The 19449-nt window shown below is 45.3% G+C and carries 18 protein-coding genes and 1 riboswitch; of the genes, 14 read left to right on the top strand and 4 right to left on the bottom strand.

The window, feature by feature from the left end:
- Positions 1-745 (bottom strand): hypothetical protein (locus tag D0C36_RS24220; protein WP_147322094.1); only part of this gene is annotated, 745 nt, incomplete at its 3' end.
- A 152-nt stretch (positions 746-897) separates the two neighbouring features.
- Between D0C36_RS24220 and D0C36_RS24215 the strand changes: the two genes are divergently transcribed.
- Positions 898-1992, top strand: a complete 1095-nt coding sequence (locus tag D0C36_RS24215; protein WP_117394321.1) for a sensor histidine kinase — start codon at positions 898-900, stop codon at positions 1990-1992.
- Positions 1985-2653, top strand: coding sequence for a LytR/AlgR family response regulator transcription factor (locus D0C36_RS24210; protein ID WP_117394320.1), 669 nt, complete (start codon positions 1985-1987; stop codon positions 2651-2653). Before D0C36_RS24215 ends, D0C36_RS24210 begins: the two co-directional genes overlap by 8 nt.
- Positions 2654-2724: 71 nt before the next feature.
- Here D0C36_RS24210 and D0C36_RS24205 read toward each other — a convergent pair whose 3' ends face one another.
- Positions 2725-5115 carry an ABC transporter permease gene (locus D0C36_RS24205; protein WP_117394319.1) on the bottom strand — a complete coding sequence of 797 codons (2391 nt, stop codon included), beginning with the start codon at positions 5113-5115 and terminating at the stop codon, positions 2725-2727.
- Between the two features lie 795 nt (positions 5116-5910).
- Here D0C36_RS24205 and D0C36_RS24200 point away from each other — a divergent pair.
- The 6 genes from D0C36_RS24200 to D0C36_RS24175 all read left to right on the top strand — a co-directional run bounded on the left by D0C36_RS24200 (position 5911) and on the right by D0C36_RS24175 (position 9571).
- Complete coding sequence (locus D0C36_RS24200; RefSeq protein WP_158557199.1) at positions 5911-6216, top strand: sigma factor; 306 nt, start codon at positions 5911-5913, stop codon at positions 6214-6216.
- Positions 6217-6300: 84 nt separating this feature from the next.
- Positions 6301-6398, top strand: a riboswitch (TPP riboswitch).
- A 107-nt stretch (positions 6399-6505) separates the two neighbouring features.
- On the top strand, positions 6506-7225 hold the full coding sequence (locus D0C36_RS24195) for a class I SAM-dependent methyltransferase (RefSeq protein ID WP_117394324.1): 720 nt from the start codon (positions 6506-6508) through the stop codon (positions 7223-7225).
- 11 nt (positions 7226-7236) lie between these two features.
- A complete protein-coding gene (locus D0C36_RS24190) occupies positions 7237-8280 on the top strand; it encodes an AIR synthase-related protein (protein ID WP_117394317.1) in 1044 nt (347 codons plus the stop codon).
- On the top strand, positions 8267-8923 hold the full coding sequence (locus D0C36_RS24185; RefSeq protein ID WP_117394316.1) for a thiamine phosphate synthase: 657 nt from the start codon (positions 8267-8269) through the stop codon (positions 8921-8923). Before D0C36_RS24190 ends, D0C36_RS24185 begins: the two co-directional genes overlap by 14 nt.
- The gene (locus tag D0C36_RS24180) at positions 8920-9177 is read left to right on the top strand and encodes a Trm112 family protein (RefSeq protein ID WP_117394315.1); all 258 of its coding nucleotides are present in this window, start codon (positions 8920-8922) and stop codon (positions 9175-9177) included. The genes D0C36_RS24185 and D0C36_RS24180 overlap by 4 nt, the downstream gene beginning before the upstream one ends.
- 106 nt (positions 9178-9283) lie before the next feature.
- Positions 9284-9571 (top strand): hypothetical protein, encoded by a 288-nt coding sequence (locus tag D0C36_RS24175; protein ID WP_147322093.1) that lies wholly within the window; start codon positions 9284-9286, stop codon positions 9569-9571.
- A gap of 173 nt (positions 9572-9744) precedes the next feature.
- Here D0C36_RS24175 and D0C36_RS24170 read toward each other — a convergent pair whose 3' ends face one another.
- Complete coding sequence (locus D0C36_RS24170; protein WP_117394323.1) at positions 9745-9927, bottom strand: histone H1; 183 nt, start codon at positions 9925-9927, stop codon at positions 9745-9747.
- Between the two features lie 194 nt (positions 9928-10121).
- On the opposite strand from D0C36_RS24170, the gene D0C36_RS24165 reads away from it, so the two are divergent.
- The 6 genes from D0C36_RS24165 (at position 10122) to D0C36_RS24140 (ending at position 16952) form a co-directional block, all read left to right on the top strand.
- Entirely contained in the window at positions 10122-11096 is a 975-nt protein-coding gene (locus D0C36_RS24165) for an alpha/beta fold hydrolase (protein WP_117394313.1), read from the top strand.
- A gap of 134 nt (positions 11097-11230) precedes the next feature.
- Positions 11231-14935, top strand: coding sequence for an ATP-binding protein (locus D0C36_RS24160; RefSeq protein WP_117394312.1), 3705 nt, complete (start codon positions 11231-11233; stop codon positions 14933-14935).
- 905 nt (positions 14936-15840) lie between these two features.
- Entirely contained in the window at positions 15841-16026 is a 186-nt protein-coding gene (locus tag D0C36_RS24155) for a hypothetical protein (protein WP_117394311.1), read from the top strand.
- Positions 16027-16161: 135 nt separating this feature from the next.
- Positions 16162-16320 carry a lmo0937 family membrane protein gene (locus D0C36_RS24150; protein WP_117394322.1) on the top strand — a complete coding sequence of 53 codons (159 nt, stop codon included), beginning with the start codon at positions 16162-16164 and terminating at the stop codon, positions 16318-16320.
- A gap of 80 nt (positions 16321-16400) precedes the next feature.
- Positions 16401-16649, top strand: a complete 249-nt coding sequence (locus D0C36_RS24145; protein WP_117394310.1) for a hypothetical protein — start codon at positions 16401-16403, stop codon at positions 16647-16649.
- Between the two features lie 87 nt (positions 16650-16736).
- Positions 16737-16952 carry a hypothetical protein gene (locus D0C36_RS24140; RefSeq protein ID WP_117394309.1) on the top strand — a complete coding sequence of 72 codons (216 nt, stop codon included), beginning with the start codon at positions 16737-16739 and terminating at the stop codon, positions 16950-16952.
- Between the two features lie 1496 nt (positions 16953-18448).
- On the opposite strand, the gene D0C36_RS24130 is transcribed toward D0C36_RS24140, so the two are convergent.
- Positions 18449-18859, bottom strand: coding sequence for a response regulator (locus D0C36_RS24130; protein WP_117394307.1), 411 nt, complete (start codon positions 18857-18859; stop codon positions 18449-18451).
- Between the last annotated feature and the right edge of the window lie 590 nt (positions 18860-19449).

Here is a 19449-nt window from a genome sequence, read left to right as displayed (position 1 = left end):
TTTTTTTTTCTGCTCCTTTGATATGATACAAAGCTTGATAACCGGATAGCCGCCAGGTCTTTTCAGCAGGAGCTTGTGGTGCAGTTTCAATTGCAGTGAAGGTCACCCTGGTAAAATCGCCGGGGCTCGAACTGTTGCGCTGGATCACCTGATGAGGCAACCAGGTATCCCGATCAATAAGTATTTTGTAAAAAATAGTGACCGGTTTGCTCAGGTACGTATAGACTCCTGCATAACTTATTTGTTTGCCGGACATGGTCAATCCCAGAAGTTCGTACCTGCGGTTATTGATGATTGTATCACCTGCCGACAAGATAACGGAGTCATCCTTTAATACCGTTTGCATTGTACTCCGTAAAACAGGAATGCTGTTATAAAAAAATGACAAGCCTCCAAAAAATGTAGCTTTGGGTGCCGTATGTTCTTCATAGGTCCTTTGCTGGTGGGCAAACGAATAATAGTCCCTGCCATCAAACACCTGCAACACATCTTTGGACGCCAGTTGGAAGCGTAAGGCTGTATCTTGATCAAACTCATAGTAACAATCGGCTTCAGCTTTTGAGAAATAATTTTCAGAAGGGTAACTGAGTTCGCGGGCGTAGTGGTAACGAATGCCTTTCAGATCAGAAAGATGATCAGCGAGTTTCCCGGCTACCGATTTTGCCCTTTGTGGCTGCGCGCTCAGTGGTAAACTTGGAATCAGGCAAATAAGCAAGTACATCCAGAATACATAAATACTTTTCATAGTGTTTAACAAGATATTTTACCCAAAGCTATATTCACTTAGTCAAATGCTTTTGATTTTATAGACGAGCGCTCTTAAAATTCAGACCATTCCACTTTCGTCGAAAATATAAGGGGCTTTGTCGAAAGCTTGTGTGTCTGATTTCTATTACAATGAGAATACGATTAAATTGCCACATGCAAAGCCGATCTCTCCCAAATAAGTTTAAATACCTGGCTATCGAAACGGTGTTCTTCGCGCTTTTGTTCCTGATATTCCCCGTGCTTTCAAATTACGAATACAATTTTATCGAACTCCACAAAGAAAGATGGCTTCAGGAAGAAACCGTTTTAGCTATCTATTATGGATTGGCGGAACTACTCACATCAGTTGTCTACTACATCATTGTCAGACAATTTTTATTCAGTAAACGGTTTGCCCGGTTCATTTTATTTACCGTTATATACCTCGTCGCCTATCATTTCTACAGGAGCGGGCTGTATTACGCGACGGCTCACATGACATTCCTGCCAACGCATTTAAGATCGGTATCACAACATTGGTATGACGCGCACAGTCGTATCAATTTTAGTATTGTATATATGTCTACCCGACTCATCTGCGTCGTATCTCTGGCTTATTTTATCCGATCGATGAAACAGGATGAACTGCTCAATACACTAAGAGAACAGCACCTGCTTACCGAACTTAACTATCTGAAAGCGCAGCTTCATCCACATTTCTTTTTTAACACGATCAATAACATCTATGCATTAGCTTTGAAAGGTTCTGCTGAAACCGCTGGAATGGTAGCCCGACTTGGAGATATGATGCGCTATATCCTCGATGAAGCAGAGCAGGATAGCGTTTCTTTATGCCGTGAGATCAGTTTTCTTAATGATTATATGGCTCTTGAACGCATCCGGCACGAGGGTCATGAGATCATATTCGATGTGCAGGGTGTACATAACGAGGTAGAGATTGCTCCGCTACTTTTACTACCTTTTATCGAAAACGCCTTCAAGCATGGGTTGAGTGAAGATACTAACAGAGGGTTTGTAAAGATCATTATTTGTGTTACATCAACCGAGTTGATTCTTGATGTTGCTAACAGCAAGCCGGTTGCTAAACAGAATTCGCGAACTGGTATTGGTATCAGAAACGTTCAAAAAAGGCTGGATCTGCTGTATGCGTCCAGGTACCAGTTGGAGGTTAGAGATGAACAGCAGGAATATTCCGTAACTTTAATACTAAAACGTTATGATTAACTGCCTTATCGTTGACGACGAACCGCTTGCCAGAGAGATCATCGCTCGCTACATCGCTGCTGACAACAGACTGCGGATATTAAAAGCCTGTGGGAATGCGGCAGAAGCTTTTGACTGCCTGCACATTTACCCGGTCGATCTCCTGTTTTTAGATATCAGGATGCCCGGCGTTGACGGGATCAGTTTCCTACGCTCGTTGCGCGCTCCCCCGGCTGTGATCTTTACGACCGCCTTTTCCGAGCACGCCCTGACAGGATTTGAACTGGAAGCGGTGGATTATCTGCTAAAGCCTATCACAAAGGAAAAATTCGACAGGGCGATCAGCAAGTTCCTAAAGATCGTACCTCAGAAAATTAACAGACAAAAAGACTATACTTACTTTAAAGTTTCAGGGCGGCTCATAAAAATTCATCACGCCGACCTGCTGTATGTCCGCGCTGTCAAAGACTATGTCTCTCTTTGTACAATTAACGGCAATTATCTTTGTTACATGACGATGAAGTATCTTAACGAAATGCTGCCGGATGAAGTATTTGTACGTGTACATCGTTCCTTCATAGTGAACAAGAATGCCGTAGAGACGGTTGAAAGGAACGCGTTAAAGATACGCGGGGAAATGATCCCTATAGGTGCGGTCTATCGGAACCTTCGTTGGCAATAGTTCCACCGCCGATAGTGAGTACTACTGTGATATGCGGCCAAAGCAAGTAAATTGATTGTTATCTCCGCCCCCTAATCAGTATTCAAGGCCTGAGCCGGTTTCATCAGTGCGGCCTTTACCGATTGGAAGCTCACGGTCGCCATCGCCATCAAGAGAGCGGTCAGCCCGGTGCCGGCAAAGACCGACCAGTGAATCTTGATCCGGTAAGCAAAATCGCTCAGCCATTGATCCATGGCGTACCAGGCAAGTGGCGTTGCGATCAGCAGCGCAATAGTAATAAGTTTAACAAATTCCAGCGATAGCAGCTTAACGATCCCTGTCACAGAAGCACCCAGCACCTTTCGGATCCCGATCTCTTTGGTACGGACGCTGATATTGTAGGCAGTAAGACCAAGAATTCCCAGGCAGGTGATGAATAGGGTGATCAGTGAAAAAGTGTTTACGATCTGCCCGAAACGCTGTTCATTCTTGTATTGCTGGTCGAACATGTCATCGAGAAAGCGATAGTCGAGCGGATAACCCTGGTAATTGTTCTTCCACACTTTGCGCACCTTGCTGATAATGACCGAAGGATCAGTGTTTCGAAACCTAAGCGAATAAAAGGCAGGTGATCCACTATAAAAATGCAGCATCGGAATAATGGCTTCCTTCATCGAGAGCTGGTGGTAATCTTTGACGACGCCCCTGATCGTCACCGGGCCGTTCCAGTCAAGTTTTTGACCGATCGCCGCCGCCGCATTGTTAAAGCCGAAAAGTTTGGCGGCAGCTTCGTTAATGATCACCTGGTTGCGGCTGGAGTCGCCTGCATGAAAGTTTTCCCCTGCGGCCATTCTGATCTCCATGGCCGGTATGAAATCCGCGTCTATGCCGTAGCTATAAAAATTATAACCGAGCCCGTCACGGCTGCCATACCTGCTGATCCCGTTGCTTGAACTCAGATCGTGCTGACTGACACCTGGTAGCGCGCCGGAGGTAGTGACCATGCTAACACCCGGGATCTGCGCCAATTGGTTCTTTAGCGCCTGGTCCTGCATTTGCCTTGCCTGATCCTGTCCCATGGGCGCGTTAAGCACCAGCACCTGCGAAGGGTTAATCCCTTTGTTCTGGTTTTTCATATAAGCGAGCTGCTGGTAGACGATAAATGAAGCTGAAAGTACGACGAGTGCGATAATGAATTGTCCTAAGACCAGCGACCGTCTCAACAGATCGCCCTGTCTCGACGCGGTAAATACACGGTTCACCACACGGATCGGTTTGGTAGCGGATAGACTGATGGCAGGGTAGAGCCCGGATAAAATACAATTCAGGAGAAGAAGTACTGCACATAGGGTCCAGAAAGGAACACCGCTGAACAACTGGCCGGCAGACGGAAGGCCTGTCAGGGCAAGATAGAATGGCAGGGCCAGCTTAATCAACCAGAGCGCCACCGCCATCGCAAAGATATTCGTCAATACCGTCTCCAGCATGAACTGTAGAATGAGGAGTGGCCTTGAAGAGCCAAGGAGCCTGCGCATGCCGGTCTCTTTCAGGCGTCTAGTTGCACGGGCCGTGGTCAGGTTGACGTAATTGACGGAACCTACGGCCAAAATCAAGATAGCCATTAAGAACATGAATTTTACGGACTTGGCATCGCCGTTCACATCCGGCTCGTACGTTTTATGCGAATAAAGATGTATGGATTTTATAGGCTCTGCAGTAAAAAGGTTGCCTTTACTGATCTTTCCGTTCAACATCTCCATACTGAACTTTTTCAGTTTTTGATTGAAGGCCGTAAGGTCCGTTCCGGATCGCATGAGCAGGTATGTATAATTGTTATTACCATTCCAGCTGTTCAGATCCCAGCCCAGGGCAGGCAGTGTACTGAATGAAAGCAAAACATCCGCTTTCAAGTGCGTATTTGAAGGTATGTCTTTCATGACGCCGCTCACCTCAAAAAAGTCCTTGCCTATCTTGATATGCTTGCCTAAAGCAGCTACAGTACCAAAGATCCTCCGGCTTTGAGATTCACTCACGACGATACGCATTGGTGCATTGAGCGCTTCTTTTATATTTCCCTCGATCAGATCGAAATTAAATACATCAAAAACGGAAGGATCCGCCGCATACATGTAATTTATCCGGTAAACCTGATCATGGTAACTGATCTCCGACTGCGCTTCCATGTGCTGCATCCTGACAAACTCCCGGACATCCGGGAAATAGTCCTTTAACATCGGACCGAGCGGCGGATGGGTCTCACAATCAGTGGTCACGTATTTAGCCCCCTGGTAAAGCTCATAGGTGATGCGGTAAATGTTATCTGCCTTTAAATGGAAGTCTTCGTAACTATACTCAAAATTCACAAAGTTGATGATCAGTAAGAAAACCGAAGTTGCGATAGAGAGTCCCAGGATGTTTATGACCGAATAGAAGCCGTCCTTATAAAGCTTCCTCCAGGCGATTTTAAAATAGTTAAGCCACATAAGCAAACATTAGATAGTTGATCTAAGCAGGGTCGGTATTATCGCGTTATCATAAACTAATTGATCTTACCGTCATACCGTTCTATAGATTGACCTTAAATCAAACGAAATTAATGCCATCGTCTTAACGTACTGTTGATAAGCAATTTACGTATCAATACAGCCCTTTGCTCTGTACGATAACGTACACTTGGAGTGCGATAACGCACGGTAAAATTTGTTACAGGTCCGCTAGCAATTGCAGTCATTTCGTTTGAAAAAGTATATTCCTCGTCGTATATCTAAACTTCTGCACTTTTAGCGATGTAAAGCAGAGCTTTACCAGGCCGCCGGCCAGGGCACTCAAGTACCCTGTCTCAAAACGATGAACGAGGTAGGGAACTTTTACCGGCAGTCAGGAAATACAGAAAGATGTCTCCGCTGAAATACCCTAAGCTTCACAAGCCTGCCAATAAAAGCACCCTGGCGCAAGGTTAAATCTGCGAATTAAGAACAAGAACAGTGAAAATAAATTATAAAAGGGTAGAGCTTCCCCTTTTATATCAAAATACTTTTGAAGAAATTTAACGGACAGAGGTTTATCACCATAGCTTATCGACTCGTCTCCGGGAAAACTTATCGCTTACTTAATAAGTTTTTGATCTCGTGGATTTACGTTAATGCAGCACGCTATTGGAAAATAGTGCCCGATTTTTAAATATTTCTGGAATTTTTACAGCATTGTACTGGATCTCTCAAAATCCAAAACACCGCTCACCAAATTCGGCGATGCGAAAATCTAATGGAGTTGAAGTAATGACCAACAGAGATGACCGCTCGGTCAGTCTCTATCTGAATGAACTTACCGGTATTGGTATGCTGGATGCCGATACGGAACTTGACCTCGCGATACGATCGAGAAAAGGGGACCAGGAAGCGGCGAGACGCCTGGTGAGCGGCAATCTTCGCTTCGTTGTTTCTATCGCCAAACAATTCCAGAACCAAGGCTTTCCGTTGGCCGATCTGATCGCTGAAGGGAACCTCGGGCTGATCGAAGCCGCAAAACGTTTCGAGCCGCTGACCTTTAATTCAGAAAAGGGCAAAACTTACTTTTTGCAATAACTATCAATACCCGACTAACGCCTTAATGCGCTGCTTAGTGACCGTTTAATTTGTTTATCCGCCCGGCAAGTGCTACCTTGCCGGCGTACTTGCACGGGGTGCTTTTGTATAACAAAGGCTGAGATGATACCCGAAAACCTGATCCGGATAATACCGGCGGAGGGATGCACGGCCTTACATCTGTCTATGGCAGCCTGCGCGCTGTTTGTTCAATAGGAAAAGCCTTGTTTCTGCCGCCATGTATCGCGGTGCCGGAAGCAAGGCTTTTTCACGTTTAACATCTATTGAAATGGAACAAACAGAAAACAACTGTTTCGGGTTGATGACCCGGTCACTAACGAACTGGCAGGGCAGAAAAGAGTGGTTCTTTAACCGCGAGCACACCGATACCTACGAGCAATGGTACGATGGGCGTTATAAACGTGCCGAAGTATGGCAGAAAAAAGTGATGGCGCAGCTTGTCGGCAAGGACACCGGTATAAAGGAACTCCTGGAGTTTGGCTGTGGCACCACGCGTTTTACGCGCTGGTGGCACGAGATCGGCATTGATGCCACGGGCGGCGACCTGTCGCCCTTTCTGCTCGGGCAGGCCGTACATCTTTTTGAAGGCGACCTGGTCAACGCCGATTCTCACTACATGCCTTTTAAGGATAATACCTTCGATGCCCTTGCTTTTATCACCACTTTCGAATATTACCGCGACCCGGTCATGGTGATCCGCGAAGCAGCAAGAGTGGCCAGGCACGGCATCGCGTTCGGTATGATGAACCGTAATTCGCCAAAAGTACTGCGCCGGAGAGTGCAGCAGCTATTCGGCAAGAACCCGTTTTACGTCACCGCCACATTTTATACCCCTAAGCTGTTGATCGCGCAGATCGACAAGGCGCTGGAAGGCCGTGATCATAGTTTGGAATGGACCTGTACCGGTTTGCCAAAATGGTTTCCCCTTCAGCAATGGAGCGTACCGGTCGGCGATTTTTTCGGACTATACGTAAAGTTCAACGATTAATTTTTTCTGTGATGTCTCAATTTACCGGAAAAATAGCGGGAGAGGGTTTCGATGACCTGATCCTGCCCAGACTGGGGGCCGCCCGGCACGAGATCGTTCAGGGTGCAGCTTTCGGCGTCGACGTTTCTGTGATCGATATCGGAGGAGGGACGGGCCTTGCCATGACCAGCGACCCGCTTTCCTGGATCCCTTCGCTTGGTCTCGCCGAATCCGCCTGGCTTTCTGTGCACCTGATGGCCAACGATATGGCGACGACCGGTTTTGCGCCTATGTACGCCCAGATGGTGCTGAACCTTCCGCCGGATGCCGGCGAACATGATTTTAAGATTTACTGGGAAAATGTACACCGGTATTGCAAAGCCATCGGCGTATCCATTACTGGCGGTCATACCGGAAGCATCGAGGGCCAAAATTCCACCATTGCCGGCGGCGGTACCATGATGCTTACTGCGCCGCTGGATAAGATCCTGCTCAGTAACCGCGCACAGGCCGGAGACCTGATCATAGTGACGAAGGAATGTGCGATATCATCCACGGCCATTCTGGCGATGAGTTTCCCACAGACCGTGATACAGAAGCTTGGGCGTGAGGTCTATCAAAATGCTTGTGAGCTATTTTACCAAACCTCTTCGCTACCCGAAGCGCTTGCTGCTGCACAAACCAGGCAGCTAACAGCCATGCATGATGTGACGGAAGGCGGGGTGCTCGGCGCGGCCGTAGAAATGGCCAAAGCATCGTCCCTTGGGTTGCGTATTTACGATGAGCATTTACCAAAAGGTTTTGCACAGGAACAAATAGCCGCGCTTTTCGGGATCGACACGCGTTTTTGCGTCGGGGCAGGAGCGATGATCATGGCCGTTAAAAAAGGACAGGAGCAGGTTGTCAAAGCCACGCTCGCCGGCCAGAACATCCGTGCAACAGTGATCGGTGAATTTACCCTCCCGGAAACCGGTTGTCAGCTTATCACGGAAGGGCAAGCCGCAGCAGTTCCTTATTTCGAAAAAGACCCTTACTGGGCAGCTTATTTTAACGCTTACAAAAATGGATGGGAATAAAAAAAATATAGATCAGGGTATCTACCTGGTGATCGATCCGGGTATGGAGAAGCCGGAACTTTTATTAAAACTGGCTTTGGCTTTAAAAGCCGGCCTGGCCGCGGTACAGATCTGGAACCACTGGCCCGAAGACGCGGATAAGTCGGCTCTTATCCCGGCCGTATCCGCGCTTTGCCGCGCTGCAGGCGTGCCCTTGTTGATCGGTAACGATTGGGAATTGCTGATGAGTTCGCGGGATCTTGACGGCGTGCATTTTGATGCTGTACCGGAAAACTTCGAAGAGATAAAAGAGAGGGTCGCCAGGCCATTCCTTGCGGGTATTACCTGCTCGGGCGAGCTTAGTACCGTTGAATGGGCAAATAGTAACGGGTTTGATTATATCTCATTTTGCGCGATATACCCTTCCTCTTCATCCGCCAACTGCCCCATCGTGAGCCCTGAAACGATTAATACGGCGAGGCGAATCACCGGTCTGCCGCTCTTTGTCTCGGGCGGAATAACACCGGATAATATACCGGAATTAAAAAAGCAGGCATTGTTCAATGGTGTCGCCGTCATTTCCGGTATCATGAAAGCGGATGATCCCTTAGCCGCGACGCAAGCTTATAAAAATGCATTTACACTCAAAAACGATAACAGATGAAATTAAAGACCATAGAGAAATTGTGCTGTCCTTTTGACAAGCAGGACCTGCAACTACAGATACTTGCAAAAGATACCGCTGAAAATGTGCTGGAAGGCATATTGTGCTGCACATCCTGCCAGCGGAATTATCCTATCGTTTACGGCGTGCCTGTCATGGCGCCCGACGAATACCGCCAGTTAGCCCTTGAACAACCTTTGCTGGACCGGTGGGAGCTGGAATACGGGTTGTCCCCTGTCAAGCTGCTGCCCTGAACTTACTGTAACAACCCGCAGGAGCCGGACGGCTGACCATTGAAAGAGAATTGTTTAAAATGCACAACCTTTAGGAATGTCAGGCGTATATAATTATAAACCTGTAATGATGGAACGGCTCCGGATGGAATTCATGATCAGAAGAATGTGTATGCTGTTGGCGGAAAACCTTGCGAAGCTCAGCGCATGCGATCCGCTAAGTGAGGCTTACGGGGCTGAAGTACGACAGCTCATCAGGGAACAGGTGGAGCTCCAGCATCTGATCATTTCCGCACTTCGCTGCTATGTTGAAGATGATCCGCAGTTGATCGCTTTGTTTGAACAAGGAGTGCATGACATGGAGCTGCTCGGTCTGCTGAGATCAAACCAGATTATTCTTCAGGAAAATCAGTAGGCATAAGACCGGTTTTGTCGGGCCAGGGTAGCAGGCCAGTTGCGGACTGTGATAACTGTTCTTACCGGTATGGAATGCGGCTGCCCGCTCAGATGTCTTTCGGAGAGATGAAAGCGCGTAACAAAAAGCCTTGTCATTGGACAAGGCTTCACCAAAACAGTATGAGTTGTTGATTATTTTTTTGCGGCGTTCTTTTTATCTGTCACCTCCTTACGAAGATCTGTAGCAAGCGCTTTGATCTGCTGTAGGGCATTACGGAAGCGTGTTCCCGCGGCATTGTTGTTTTTTTCATAGAAAGCCTGGCCTTCTTTTTCCGCCGTCTCAACGAGGGCTTTCAATTCTGTTAATTTTTCCATTGTTTTAAAATTAAACTTGCGCACCGGAAATGGTGCGCCTGCAAATATAGGGAATCAACAGCAACCAGCGTACGGAAGGATATCCCCGGATCTTCAGCGTAAGCGAAGATTATTGCACGGGACTTTTACGGACCGGTTTTTAAAGAGCCGGTGGCGGTCATCAAACTTTTATAAACGCCTCCTGTATATACAATATGCTAAAAAGAATCCTGGTCGTTCTGTCCGTGTTTGTCACCCTCGCCGCTCATGCGCAGGATACCTTGTCCGTTACCCTGGAAAACGTCAAATACCCTTATCCTGTTAGTTTTCTGCCCCTGCATATGGAAGGGCAGGATGTGCGGATGGCCTATATGGACGTGAAACCGGACAAGCCCAACGGGAAGACGATCATGCTTTTTCATGGTAAGAACTTTGGCGGATATTACTGGGCAAATGTGATCAAAGCACTAACGCTGCAAGGTTACCGCGTGATCGTTCCTGACCAGATCGGTTTCGGTAAATCATCAAAGCCCTACATACATTACAGCTTTCACGCCCTTGCCAGGATCAATAAAGCTTTGCTGGATACCCTTGGTATCAGTAGAATTACGCTTCTGGGGCATTCGATGGGCGGGATGCTGGCCACACGCTTCAGCCTGATGTATCCCGGGGTTGTACAAAAGCTTTTGCTCGAGGATCCGATCGGCTTGGAGGATTACCGTACCTTCGTCCCTTATAACAGCGCTGCGGACGATTATAAAGCAGAACTCAAAACCACCCATGAAAGCGTGAAGAAGTATTACGAAAGCTCCTATTTTGTCAAATGGAAGCCTGAATACGATTATCTCGTTGAGATTGGCGCGGGTGTGGCAAAAAGTGCGGATTTTCCGCGCTATGCTATGGTAGCCGCGTTGACTTTTGAAATGATTTATGAACAGCCCGTTTGTTATGAGTTCGGAATGCTCAAAATGCCGGTGGTCTTGTTTACAGGTAAAGAGGACAAGACCATTGTAGGCAAAGCGCTTTTGACAGATACTGAAAAAGCAAAACACGGGCAGTACAAGATACTCGGCCCTGAGACCGCAAAGAAAATACCCCGTTGCAAGCTCATTGAATTTGATAACGTCGGGCACATTCCGCATATTGAAGCGCCGGACAGATTCTTAAAAACGCTGGCTGAAAATCTATAAGAAACAAGGCCTGCAGGCCAGCGCGCGCCGCTTAGCGAATTCAACCAACAACTGTAGCATACAATTCCGAAATTAGATTACATTTACACTTCAGATCGGGCCGCATACTTCTTTGCGGCAATCTCTTTTTTAGGATGGATACAAATATCATCGAAAGTACAGAACAGTTTCTCTCTGGCGGTGGCGAAATGGGCAAGCTCATCCGCACTATGGATTGGTCGAAAACAGCATTGGGGCCGGTTGAAAGCTGGCCGCAAAGTTTAAGAACATCCGTCAGCCTTTGTTTGTCCTCAACGTTCCCCATCCTAATCGCCTGGGGACCGGAAACGATACAGATCTATAATGACAGTTACCGCCCGATATGTGGTGCCAAGCACCCAGAGTCGATGGGGCAAAACTTCAGGATCTGCTGGGAGACGGCCCTGCCCGTAGTAGGCGACGCCTTCAGCCGTGGCGAACAGGGCGAAGGTACCTACATCAGTGACCAGCGGATGTTTTTGGACCGTTATGGTTATCTCGAGGAATCGTGGATGACCTTTTCTTTCGCGCCTATCCGGGATGAGACCGGTGGAGTAGGCGGTATATTTCACCCGATAACCGAAACTACCGTCAAAATGCTCAGCGGCCGCAGAACGCAGGTACTGCGAGACCTTGGCGCTGCACTGGGCAAAGCCAAAAATATTCAGGAAATAGGTTCAATAACCTCGTCGCTTTATAAAGATTATGAACTTGATATCCCTTTCCTGCAGATCTATCAGCTGGATCATCAAACGGGCATAGCAAACCTCAGCTGCGCTGCCGGAACAGATGAAGGCTCTGTATTAGCGCCTTTGTCAGTAACTCTGAATGATAACAGTAAACATTTATGGCCGTTTGCAGAGGCTAATATTAACAGCCGGATGCAGCAGGTTACAGACCTGCAAAATCGCTTCGGCGATTTTGTTTGTGGCCCTTATCCGGAAGTTCCGCATACGGCGATGATCCTGCCGGTCAAAATCAGCGGTCAGGACCAGGTATTTGGTTTTATCGTTGCAGGGGTGAGTGCCTGCCGCGCACTGGATAACGACTATATTAACTTTTACGATCAGCTGCTTAATACCTATAATACAGCCGTATCTAACGTTTACGCTTATGAGCAGGAGCAAAAACGCGCCGAAGCCCTGGCCGAGATCGACCGTTCAAAGACAGCCTTTTTCAGTAACGTAAGTCATGAGTTCCGTACTCCGCTAACGCTCATGCTTGGGCCGCTGGAAGATCTGCTGGCTAAAACAACCCTTACAGAGGATGTAAAAGAGCCGTTGGAATCAACACACCGCAACGCGTTGCGTTTACTTAAACTGGTGAACAACCTCCTGGATTATAGCAGGGTAGAAGCTGGTCGTGCGCAGGCAGCCTATCAACAACTTGACTTGGCCGAGCTGACCGCCGACCTGGCCAGCAGTTTCCGTTCTATTATTGAAAAAGCGGGCATGGAGCTGCTTGTAGATGCCGCATCATTTACGCAACAAGTTTACGTGGATAGGCAGATGTGGGAAAAGATCGTATTAAACCTGCTCTCCAATGCATTTAAATATACGCTGGCGGGTAAGATCACCTTAACGCTAAAACAAGAAGGCAATAAAGCCGTATTAAAAGTTTCTGATACGGGTGTCGGTATCCCCGAAAAGGAGTTGCCGCACATGTTTGAACGTTTCCACCGCATTGAAAATTCTGCCGGACGCACGCATGAAGGTACCGGTATCGGCCTGTCGCTGGTGCATGAATTAGTGCATCTGCATGGCGGCGATATCAGCGTAAGCAGTGTGGAAGGCCAGGGTAGTACTTTTGCCGTAGAGATACCTTTGGGTAAAGCGCATTTACCACAGGATAACGTGCTGGATAAAGCAAAAGAAACAGATTCAACCGCTTTAAAAGGCGCATTTCTGCAGGAAGCTTTCAGTTTGTTGCAGGAAGGCACGCAGGCAGACTTTGCCGCGGAAGCACCGTCTAATAGCCTCACTGCCCACCAGGATTTTACCGTTACCAAGGAAACCGTGATACTGGTAGTGGACGACAACGCAGATATGCGTGCCTATCTTAACCGCTTACTTGAACCTTATTTTACGATCGCCCTGGCCGTTAACGGTGCTGACGCGCTGCAAAAAGTGCATGATCTTAAACCGGACCTGGTATTGAGCGATATTATGATGCCGGTGATGGACGGTAAAGCAATGCTCGGGCATTTGCGGAATGCGCCGGAAACGATGAGCCTGCCGGTGATATTTCTTTCTGCGCGTGCGGGAGAAGAAGCGCGGATCGATGGTCTGGAAGCAGGTGCCGATGACTACCTTGTAAAACCCTTTTCAGCAGCCGAACTCCTTACCAAAGTGAGAGCGCAGATAAAAATAAGCAAGACCCGTAACCACGCTGAACAGCAATTGCGGGAGTTGCTTACGGAAGCCCCGGTGGCGATCGCCATTTATCGTACGGCTGCGCATGTGATTGAGTTTGCGAATAACCGGATGCTGGAATATTGGGGAATAAAACCTGAAAACGCAATTGGCGTCCCCATCCTTTTAGCGATCCCGGAACTGGAAGAGCAAGGTTTTGGTGCCATTATGGATAAAGTTTATCAATCCGGTGAACGCTTCGTGTCCGGTGAAGTGGCGATCACGCTCACAAAATTTGGCTTAAAGGAAGATAGTTTTATCAATCTGACACTCGAACCGCTGCGCAACGAAGAAGGAAGGATCACCGGTATGATCGCGGTGGCCGCGGATATTTCCGAACAGGTCAGATCAAGGCAGGAACTTGAAAAAGCGACGGATACTTTAAAGCTGGCCATGGACGCTGCCAGTATGGGTACCTGGCGCAGTGACTGGGGAAGCGACAATTTAGTGATATCTGAAATTGCAAGGAACATACACAATGTGCCGCCGGATAAAGACCTTTTGTTTAGTGAGGCCTTCGAAATGATTATTCCTGAGCACCGGGATGATCTGTTGCAGGCGATAAAGAACGCTGTTAGCACCAAAGGCCGTTTCTGCGGCGATTACCAGATCACGCCTTATGACGGTGGTCGTCGCAAATGGATCAATACTACCGGAAAGGTAGAACTTGACAAAGACGGGGAAGTAGCCGGTGTTATCGGAACCATTTTGGATATTACCGAATCAAAAGAAGACAGCCAGCGCAAAGATGACTTTATCGGTATGGTAAGCCATGAGCTGAAAACACCGCTAACCTCGCTTAGCGGATATTCGCAGCTGCTGCAAATGCATGCTTCAAAAAAAGGGGATGATTTTGCAAAAGAAAAGCTTGAAAAAGTATCTGCACAGATCAGAAAGATGAACAAGCTGATCAGCGGGTTTCTTAGCGTTTCCCGTTTTGATGCTGGTAAGATCCATTTGAGCAAAGAAACGTTTGAACTCGCCGGCCTGATAACCGAAATGATCGAAGATGCCGTTAGCACCACGGGGACACATAATATTGTTTTCGAACCGCAAATGGAAATTATGCTGACTGCCGACCGCGATAAGATTGGCTCCGTGGTGTTCAATTTGTTAAGTAATGCGATCAAATACTCCCCAAAAGCAAAACAAGTGCAGATCTATACAACGCTTCTGGATGGCTCGGTAACGATAAGTATTAAGGACGAAGGAATGGGCATCAAAGCTGAAGAGCAGGAAAAACTTTTTGACCGCTACTACCGTGTAGAGAGCAACCAAATGCAGCATATCTCAGGTTTCGGGATTGGACTGTATCTAAGCGCCGAGATCGTCAAACGCCATGGCGGAAACATAAAGGTAGTAAGCGAATTAGGCGTCGGATCTATTTTCAAAGTACTCCTGCCGCTGTGAGGATAACAACTCAGCAGCGAAAGCCATAAGCCGGACTGCGAACATCCCGTTGTCTGGATTGCCTGCGACAATTACAAGGTACCGAAATAATGCGCAAGTATAGTTGTACAGCTGTCGTTCCTATCAGAAAATTTAAGCCGATGATTATATGAACAAACCATTAATATCGAAGCTCTTGTCGGACAGTTGAGAAGATGCGCAGCGTAAGCATATATCAGATAGCAATATTAAAATCATGCAAACATCTGCTTTAAAGCAACGAGCACTTTCAATCTGTTATGATCCCTTGTCTATTTCCGAATGCTTAGCTGGTTTATGGGATTTAATGCCACAACCGCGGATCATTTCTGATGCCATTTAGCATTTCGATTAATTCGTTAATTTCTTCAGCATCTAATCCATTTTCTTTGCCGGATGCATACGAGAACAGCTTATCAGGAAGATCAAATTGTAAACGTCCAAGATAATCCGGATCATCGATAGGCTCGAGTAATTCTTCAATCTGTTTGAATTGCAGTAACTCTTCTGTATTTACATCTAAATCTTCGAAAATGGCATATCATTTTGTGATAATTGCATGGCCGTTCAGGTGAGCGATAGTAGGTTCCGATGTAACAAGCATTACAATTCTTATTCCAGTAATGGAAGACTTTTCTACCCGAGAAAAACTCAAACCTGGTTTTTTGCTAGACAAATTTGAAAGTGTTAGTAGCTGGTTGCAGTTTCAGTTGATTTGGATTTAACCGGAATACATAAATCGGAAACATTCATATGCTCATTAAAGACAGATTATGGTTAGTTAGTTTCCGATCGCACTTAGTATCAGAAATACTGATAAAACCAGAGATTTTACACATCAGCTGCCTCCATCGTAAAATTGGTACGTTGATTGTCCCAATGAGTTTATGAAAACAAATAATCACCACGAGCCTATCGAGGAGCTGACCGGTCCCGACGATATCATTGACACAAAGGTTGATGATAATAATATAGATAAAGATCATGTGCAGGAAGTACTGGAGGGGGAGGAACCATCGATCGAAGAAACGGAAGTTAATCCAAAAGACGCTGATATCACACGAAGTGAGTAGTTTGAAAATTTACTGGCCGCCTGACGGCCAACATTCTTCGAGAATCGTATTACAAAAAAATGAGTTTACAACTATCAGGAATTTTTGGAACGGGCTTTGTACTACGAGAACCACATTTACTTAAAGAAAAATAAAATGAGATCAATTTTGTATATCATAGCTGTTATCCTCGTTATAGGATGGGCTATCGGGACATTTGCCTATGCTGCCGGTTCATTAATCCACGTGTTATTAGTTATCGCAATCATTGCGGTAATACTCGGATTTTTACGCAGAGATACTACCGTCGTTTAGAAAATCGAGAAGCCCGGCATTGTCCGGGCTTTTATCCTATAATCATCAGTGCGTGAGATCTGCTTTAAAGAATAAACGACATGAAAAAAGAAATTTTGAAAATCGTATTCATAGCATGCCTGGGTTGTGTGGCTTGTCAAGGCAATAACAAACAGAAAAGCCCGGGCAGTAGCTCTTCGGATCAATCTTTTAATGGCTCCGGTGACCAGGGAGTGGGGGAGGACAGTGGGGATGCGCCTGCTAAAGGTGCGTCATCGTCGTCAGCGATTGGCGGTTTCGACACTTCCCGGACGAAGCTTGATACGGCAAATACAAATCCTAAAAAATAAAGTAGATTATTCATATCCATTCTTTAGTGATAGTATTATTGCTGTCGAAATATCTGCCTTAACATTAATTGATACCAAAAAAAAATTATGAAAGCATTTACAAATTTGATCTTATTGGTAGCTATGGTAATTGCATTTGCCGATTGTGAAGACAGGAGCAAAGCTACCTTGGGAGGAACATCGGATACGATTGCTAAAGCTGGTACCGGCGACCCAAACAACACCCACGCTGCTGACAGCACTAAAATGGATAGTAGCAAGACCAGTAAAGGAAACGCCGATCCATCCGGCCGCATAAAATAATCCGGGGAATATTTTATTGGGCACATTTTTTTTACTTAAAGCTATTAATAGTAGTGTTGGCAATTAGTCTCAGGCAAAAAGGCAGGCTGAAATAAAAAATCGATCCTGCTCCGATTTGATTCTCTGCCATATTGATCCGCCTCGATGCGTAATGATTTCATGGTATAAATAAAGCCCGATCCTAAAATCTGAAATAAGTCGTGTGTCACCGGGTTCCAAGCGAAGCTAGCGGTCAAAGGTGTGTTGATGGTCTTCTGGTTTGATTTGCATGCCTTCATCTTTTAAGCTGACAATAAACGTTTAGTTTTGATATTGCGTTGAATTTCGACAAGTTTACCTTTCAGAGAATATTATTGCATTACTGATGAAATTGCTTATCACCAAAGCGATCTTATTACGATTAGCAATAAACCTAACCATTCGTATCCTGGAAATACGATGTTGTGATTCCGGATAGTCATTTTTTCTTCATCAACTGATTCCCTGATTAGCGTTTTTAGGTCACATTCAGTGCCATATAAAAGCGGTAAATCATATTTATAATATTATCAGGTCGCTTCACAAACATTTCCCAATCTGGGTTATATTCTTCAAGGAATAAATGGTGGTGAATTCTGAATGCAAATACTATTGGGAATTAATTGATCAGCTGGTAAACAAACCGTTTGAAAGGAGAGGGCTGCGTTAACAGCCCTGAAAATTTTGAATATTATGAATGACTTCCGGCAAAGTCATACCTTGAAAATCATTAGCATCAATCGTGCTAACATTAAATAAGAATTCAAACTAATGTTTTATCAGGCGCAGACTTGCTGATTCCTATTCATGTATATGACCATAATTGAAAAATCTAATTGCAAACGCTATGTGGCATATCGTGACCGGACTAAGTCGTTCGTTTATATCACCAGCTCGTTCAGATTAGCATCGGCCTAACTATTGTTTTGAATTATGGCTTGCGATCCCGATTCAGGCAGGTTCAAAAAAAAAGAGCGCCGGTATTTTTCCCCCTTACCGACGCTCAACTCTCTGCATTGCAGCGAATTTTTGCAAATATAACATCCTTCGTTTTTATTCTACATCGAAACATGCGATTAACGACCATGCGATTTAAAACATTTAGAAGCGGCTAATGACCGACACAAGATGATTGATGTCAAACGGATTTTTGACATAAACATCTTAACTAAAGTTTCCGAGCGCAATTGCTTCTTTTTGTTAGGAAGACATAGGATCACAGGGATATTTGATGTTTGTGTATTTTTTGATCATCGTACATATTTGACCGCCAGATAAACCTGGATGATGCGAAATATGAAGTTACAGTGTTTGCAGGAAGCATGTTATCTGTAAGTACAAAATCAGGGTTGTTAGTTTCGACCAAGCCGATAATATCAATCGTTCACTTAGGACACGGGTATTAAATCAAGTATGTCAGATCAATTAAGAGTATCCTTTTTTTCATAGCCAGTTATTTCAAACTCAGGTTTCAAATGTCATGCCGGATGAAGAATGGAATGTATACGCTCCATTCGCAAGGGCTTGCTGATGAAATCCCGAACCAAAGGGTTGGATTGGGACTTTTGAAGGTCTTTTTGATATAGCGAAGAAGATAAAATGAATATTTGAGTACGCTTTAATTTATTAAAGCCAAGCCTTTCATATTCCTGAAGAAATTGCCATCCATCCATTTTTTGCATATTTAAATCAAGAAAAATATAACCCGGAAAGCTTTCGGGAGCATTACTTGCGGTATTCTTTAAATCTTCAATCGCTGCTTCCGCATTATCGAGAACGTGAATTTTTAAACGATCGTCGTACTTTTTGAAAAGTAATTTGAAAATTATATTATCAATAGGCTGATCATCTATAACGTAGATGTCTGCCGGACGTCCGGTAGATTGCATTCCATTTTAAACGTGTTGTTTATGATAATGTTATATTATTAGTTAAAATTTTATCAAATTGTTAAAATGCTATGTTGTTTGATTGGCTAGATGAAGATGGCCCTGTTTATATTAGAAAATCAGATTTCTGCAATTACGACCTCTTAGGATTTATCCTACCGGATATTTGTACAGAGAGCTGCATCCATTTTAAGTTAACAACTCCTCAGTGTGCGAAATAAAGACCACTTAGCTGTCTTTTGTAGAGTTATCTTAGCTTTTGCCCGATTATACATCGCTTTTTTGTGTGAGGGTTTAAATGGAAAAAATGCGATAACATGGTTATTGCGTTTTGCATTGTCAGATAACTCTTGTTAACGGGTTAATAACATAACATGCTGTTCGTTTAATAAATTTTGTTACAGTTATTTTCAGAAATCTGACAAAAACTGAAAAGTAAAGCTTACTTTCGCAAAGTTATCCACATCCCGGGTAACAGGATAGTATCAAAAATGACCTAAATTTAGTTCGGAAGGTTTGTTTCTAATTTGGTACTGAAATCTCATAACTTACTGATAATCAGATGCGCGGTACTTTCTGTATCGGCAAGT

It is taken from the genome of Mucilaginibacter conchicola, assembly GCF_003432115.1.
In the GTDB taxonomy this organism is placed as follows: Bacteria; Bacteroidota; Bacteroidia; order Sphingobacteriales; family Sphingobacteriaceae; genus Mucilaginibacter; species Mucilaginibacter conchicola.
The sequence above is the reverse complement of the archived record's forward strand: the minus strand, read 5'-3'. Positions and strand labels throughout refer to the sequence as shown.

What these genes read in the sequence shown, in the direction of transcription:
- D0C36_RS24215 (WP_117394321.1), top strand. Translation starts at nt 898, where the DNA reads ATGAGAATACGATTAAATTGCCACATGCAAAGCCGATCTCTCCCAAAT.
- D0C36_RS24210 (WP_117394320.1), top strand. Translation starts at nt 1,985, where the DNA reads ATGATTAACTGCCTTATCGTTGACGACGAACCGCTTGCCAGAGAGATC.
- D0C36_RS24205 (WP_117394319.1), bottom strand. Translation starts at nt 5,115, where the DNA reads ATGTGGCTTAACTATTTTAAAATCGCCTGGAGGAAGCTTTATAAGGAC.
- D0C36_RS24200 (WP_158557199.1), top strand. Translation starts at nt 5,911, where the DNA reads ATGACCAACAGAGATGACCGCTCGGTCAGTCTCTATCTGAATGAACTT.
- D0C36_RS24195 (WP_117394324.1), top strand. Translation starts at nt 6,506, where the DNA reads ATGGAACAAACAGAAAACAACTGTTTCGGGTTGATGACCCGGTCACTA.
- D0C36_RS24190 (WP_117394317.1), top strand. Translation starts at nt 7,237, where the DNA reads ATGTCTCAATTTACCGGAAAAATAGCGGGAGAGGGTTTCGATGACCTG.
- D0C36_RS24185 (WP_117394316.1), top strand. Translation starts at nt 8,267, where the DNA reads ATGGATGGGAATAAAAAAAATATAGATCAGGGTATCTACCTGGTGATC.
- D0C36_RS24180 (WP_117394315.1), top strand. Translation starts at nt 8,920, where the DNA reads ATGAAATTAAAGACCATAGAGAAATTGTGCTGTCCTTTTGACAAGCAG.
- D0C36_RS24175 (WP_147322093.1), top strand. Translation starts at nt 9,284, where the DNA reads ATGATGGAACGGCTCCGGATGGAATTCATGATCAGAAGAATGTGTATG.
- D0C36_RS24170 (WP_117394323.1), bottom strand. Translation starts at nt 9,927, where the DNA reads ATGGAAAAATTAACAGAATTGAAAGCCCTCGTTGAGACGGCGGAAAAA.
- D0C36_RS24165 (WP_117394313.1), top strand. Translation starts at nt 10,122, where the DNA reads ATGCTAAAAAGAATCCTGGTCGTTCTGTCCGTGTTTGTCACCCTCGCC.
- D0C36_RS24160 (WP_117394312.1), top strand. Translation starts at nt 11,231, where the DNA reads ATGGATACAAATATCATCGAAAGTACAGAACAGTTTCTCTCTGGCGGT.
- D0C36_RS24155 (WP_117394311.1), top strand. Translation starts at nt 15,841, where the DNA reads ATGAAAACAAATAATCACCACGAGCCTATCGAGGAGCTGACCGGTCCC.
- D0C36_RS24150 (WP_117394322.1), top strand. Translation starts at nt 16,162, where the DNA reads ATGAGATCAATTTTGTATATCATAGCTGTTATCCTCGTTATAGGATGG.
- D0C36_RS24145 (WP_117394310.1), top strand. Translation starts at nt 16,401, where the DNA reads ATGAAAAAAGAAATTTTGAAAATCGTATTCATAGCATGCCTGGGTTGT.
- D0C36_RS24140 (WP_117394309.1), top strand. Translation starts at nt 16,737, where the DNA reads ATGAAAGCATTTACAAATTTGATCTTATTGGTAGCTATGGTAATTGCA.
- D0C36_RS24130 (WP_117394307.1), bottom strand. Translation starts at nt 18,859, where the DNA reads ATGCAATCTACCGGACGTCCGGCAGACATCTACGTTATAGATGATCAG.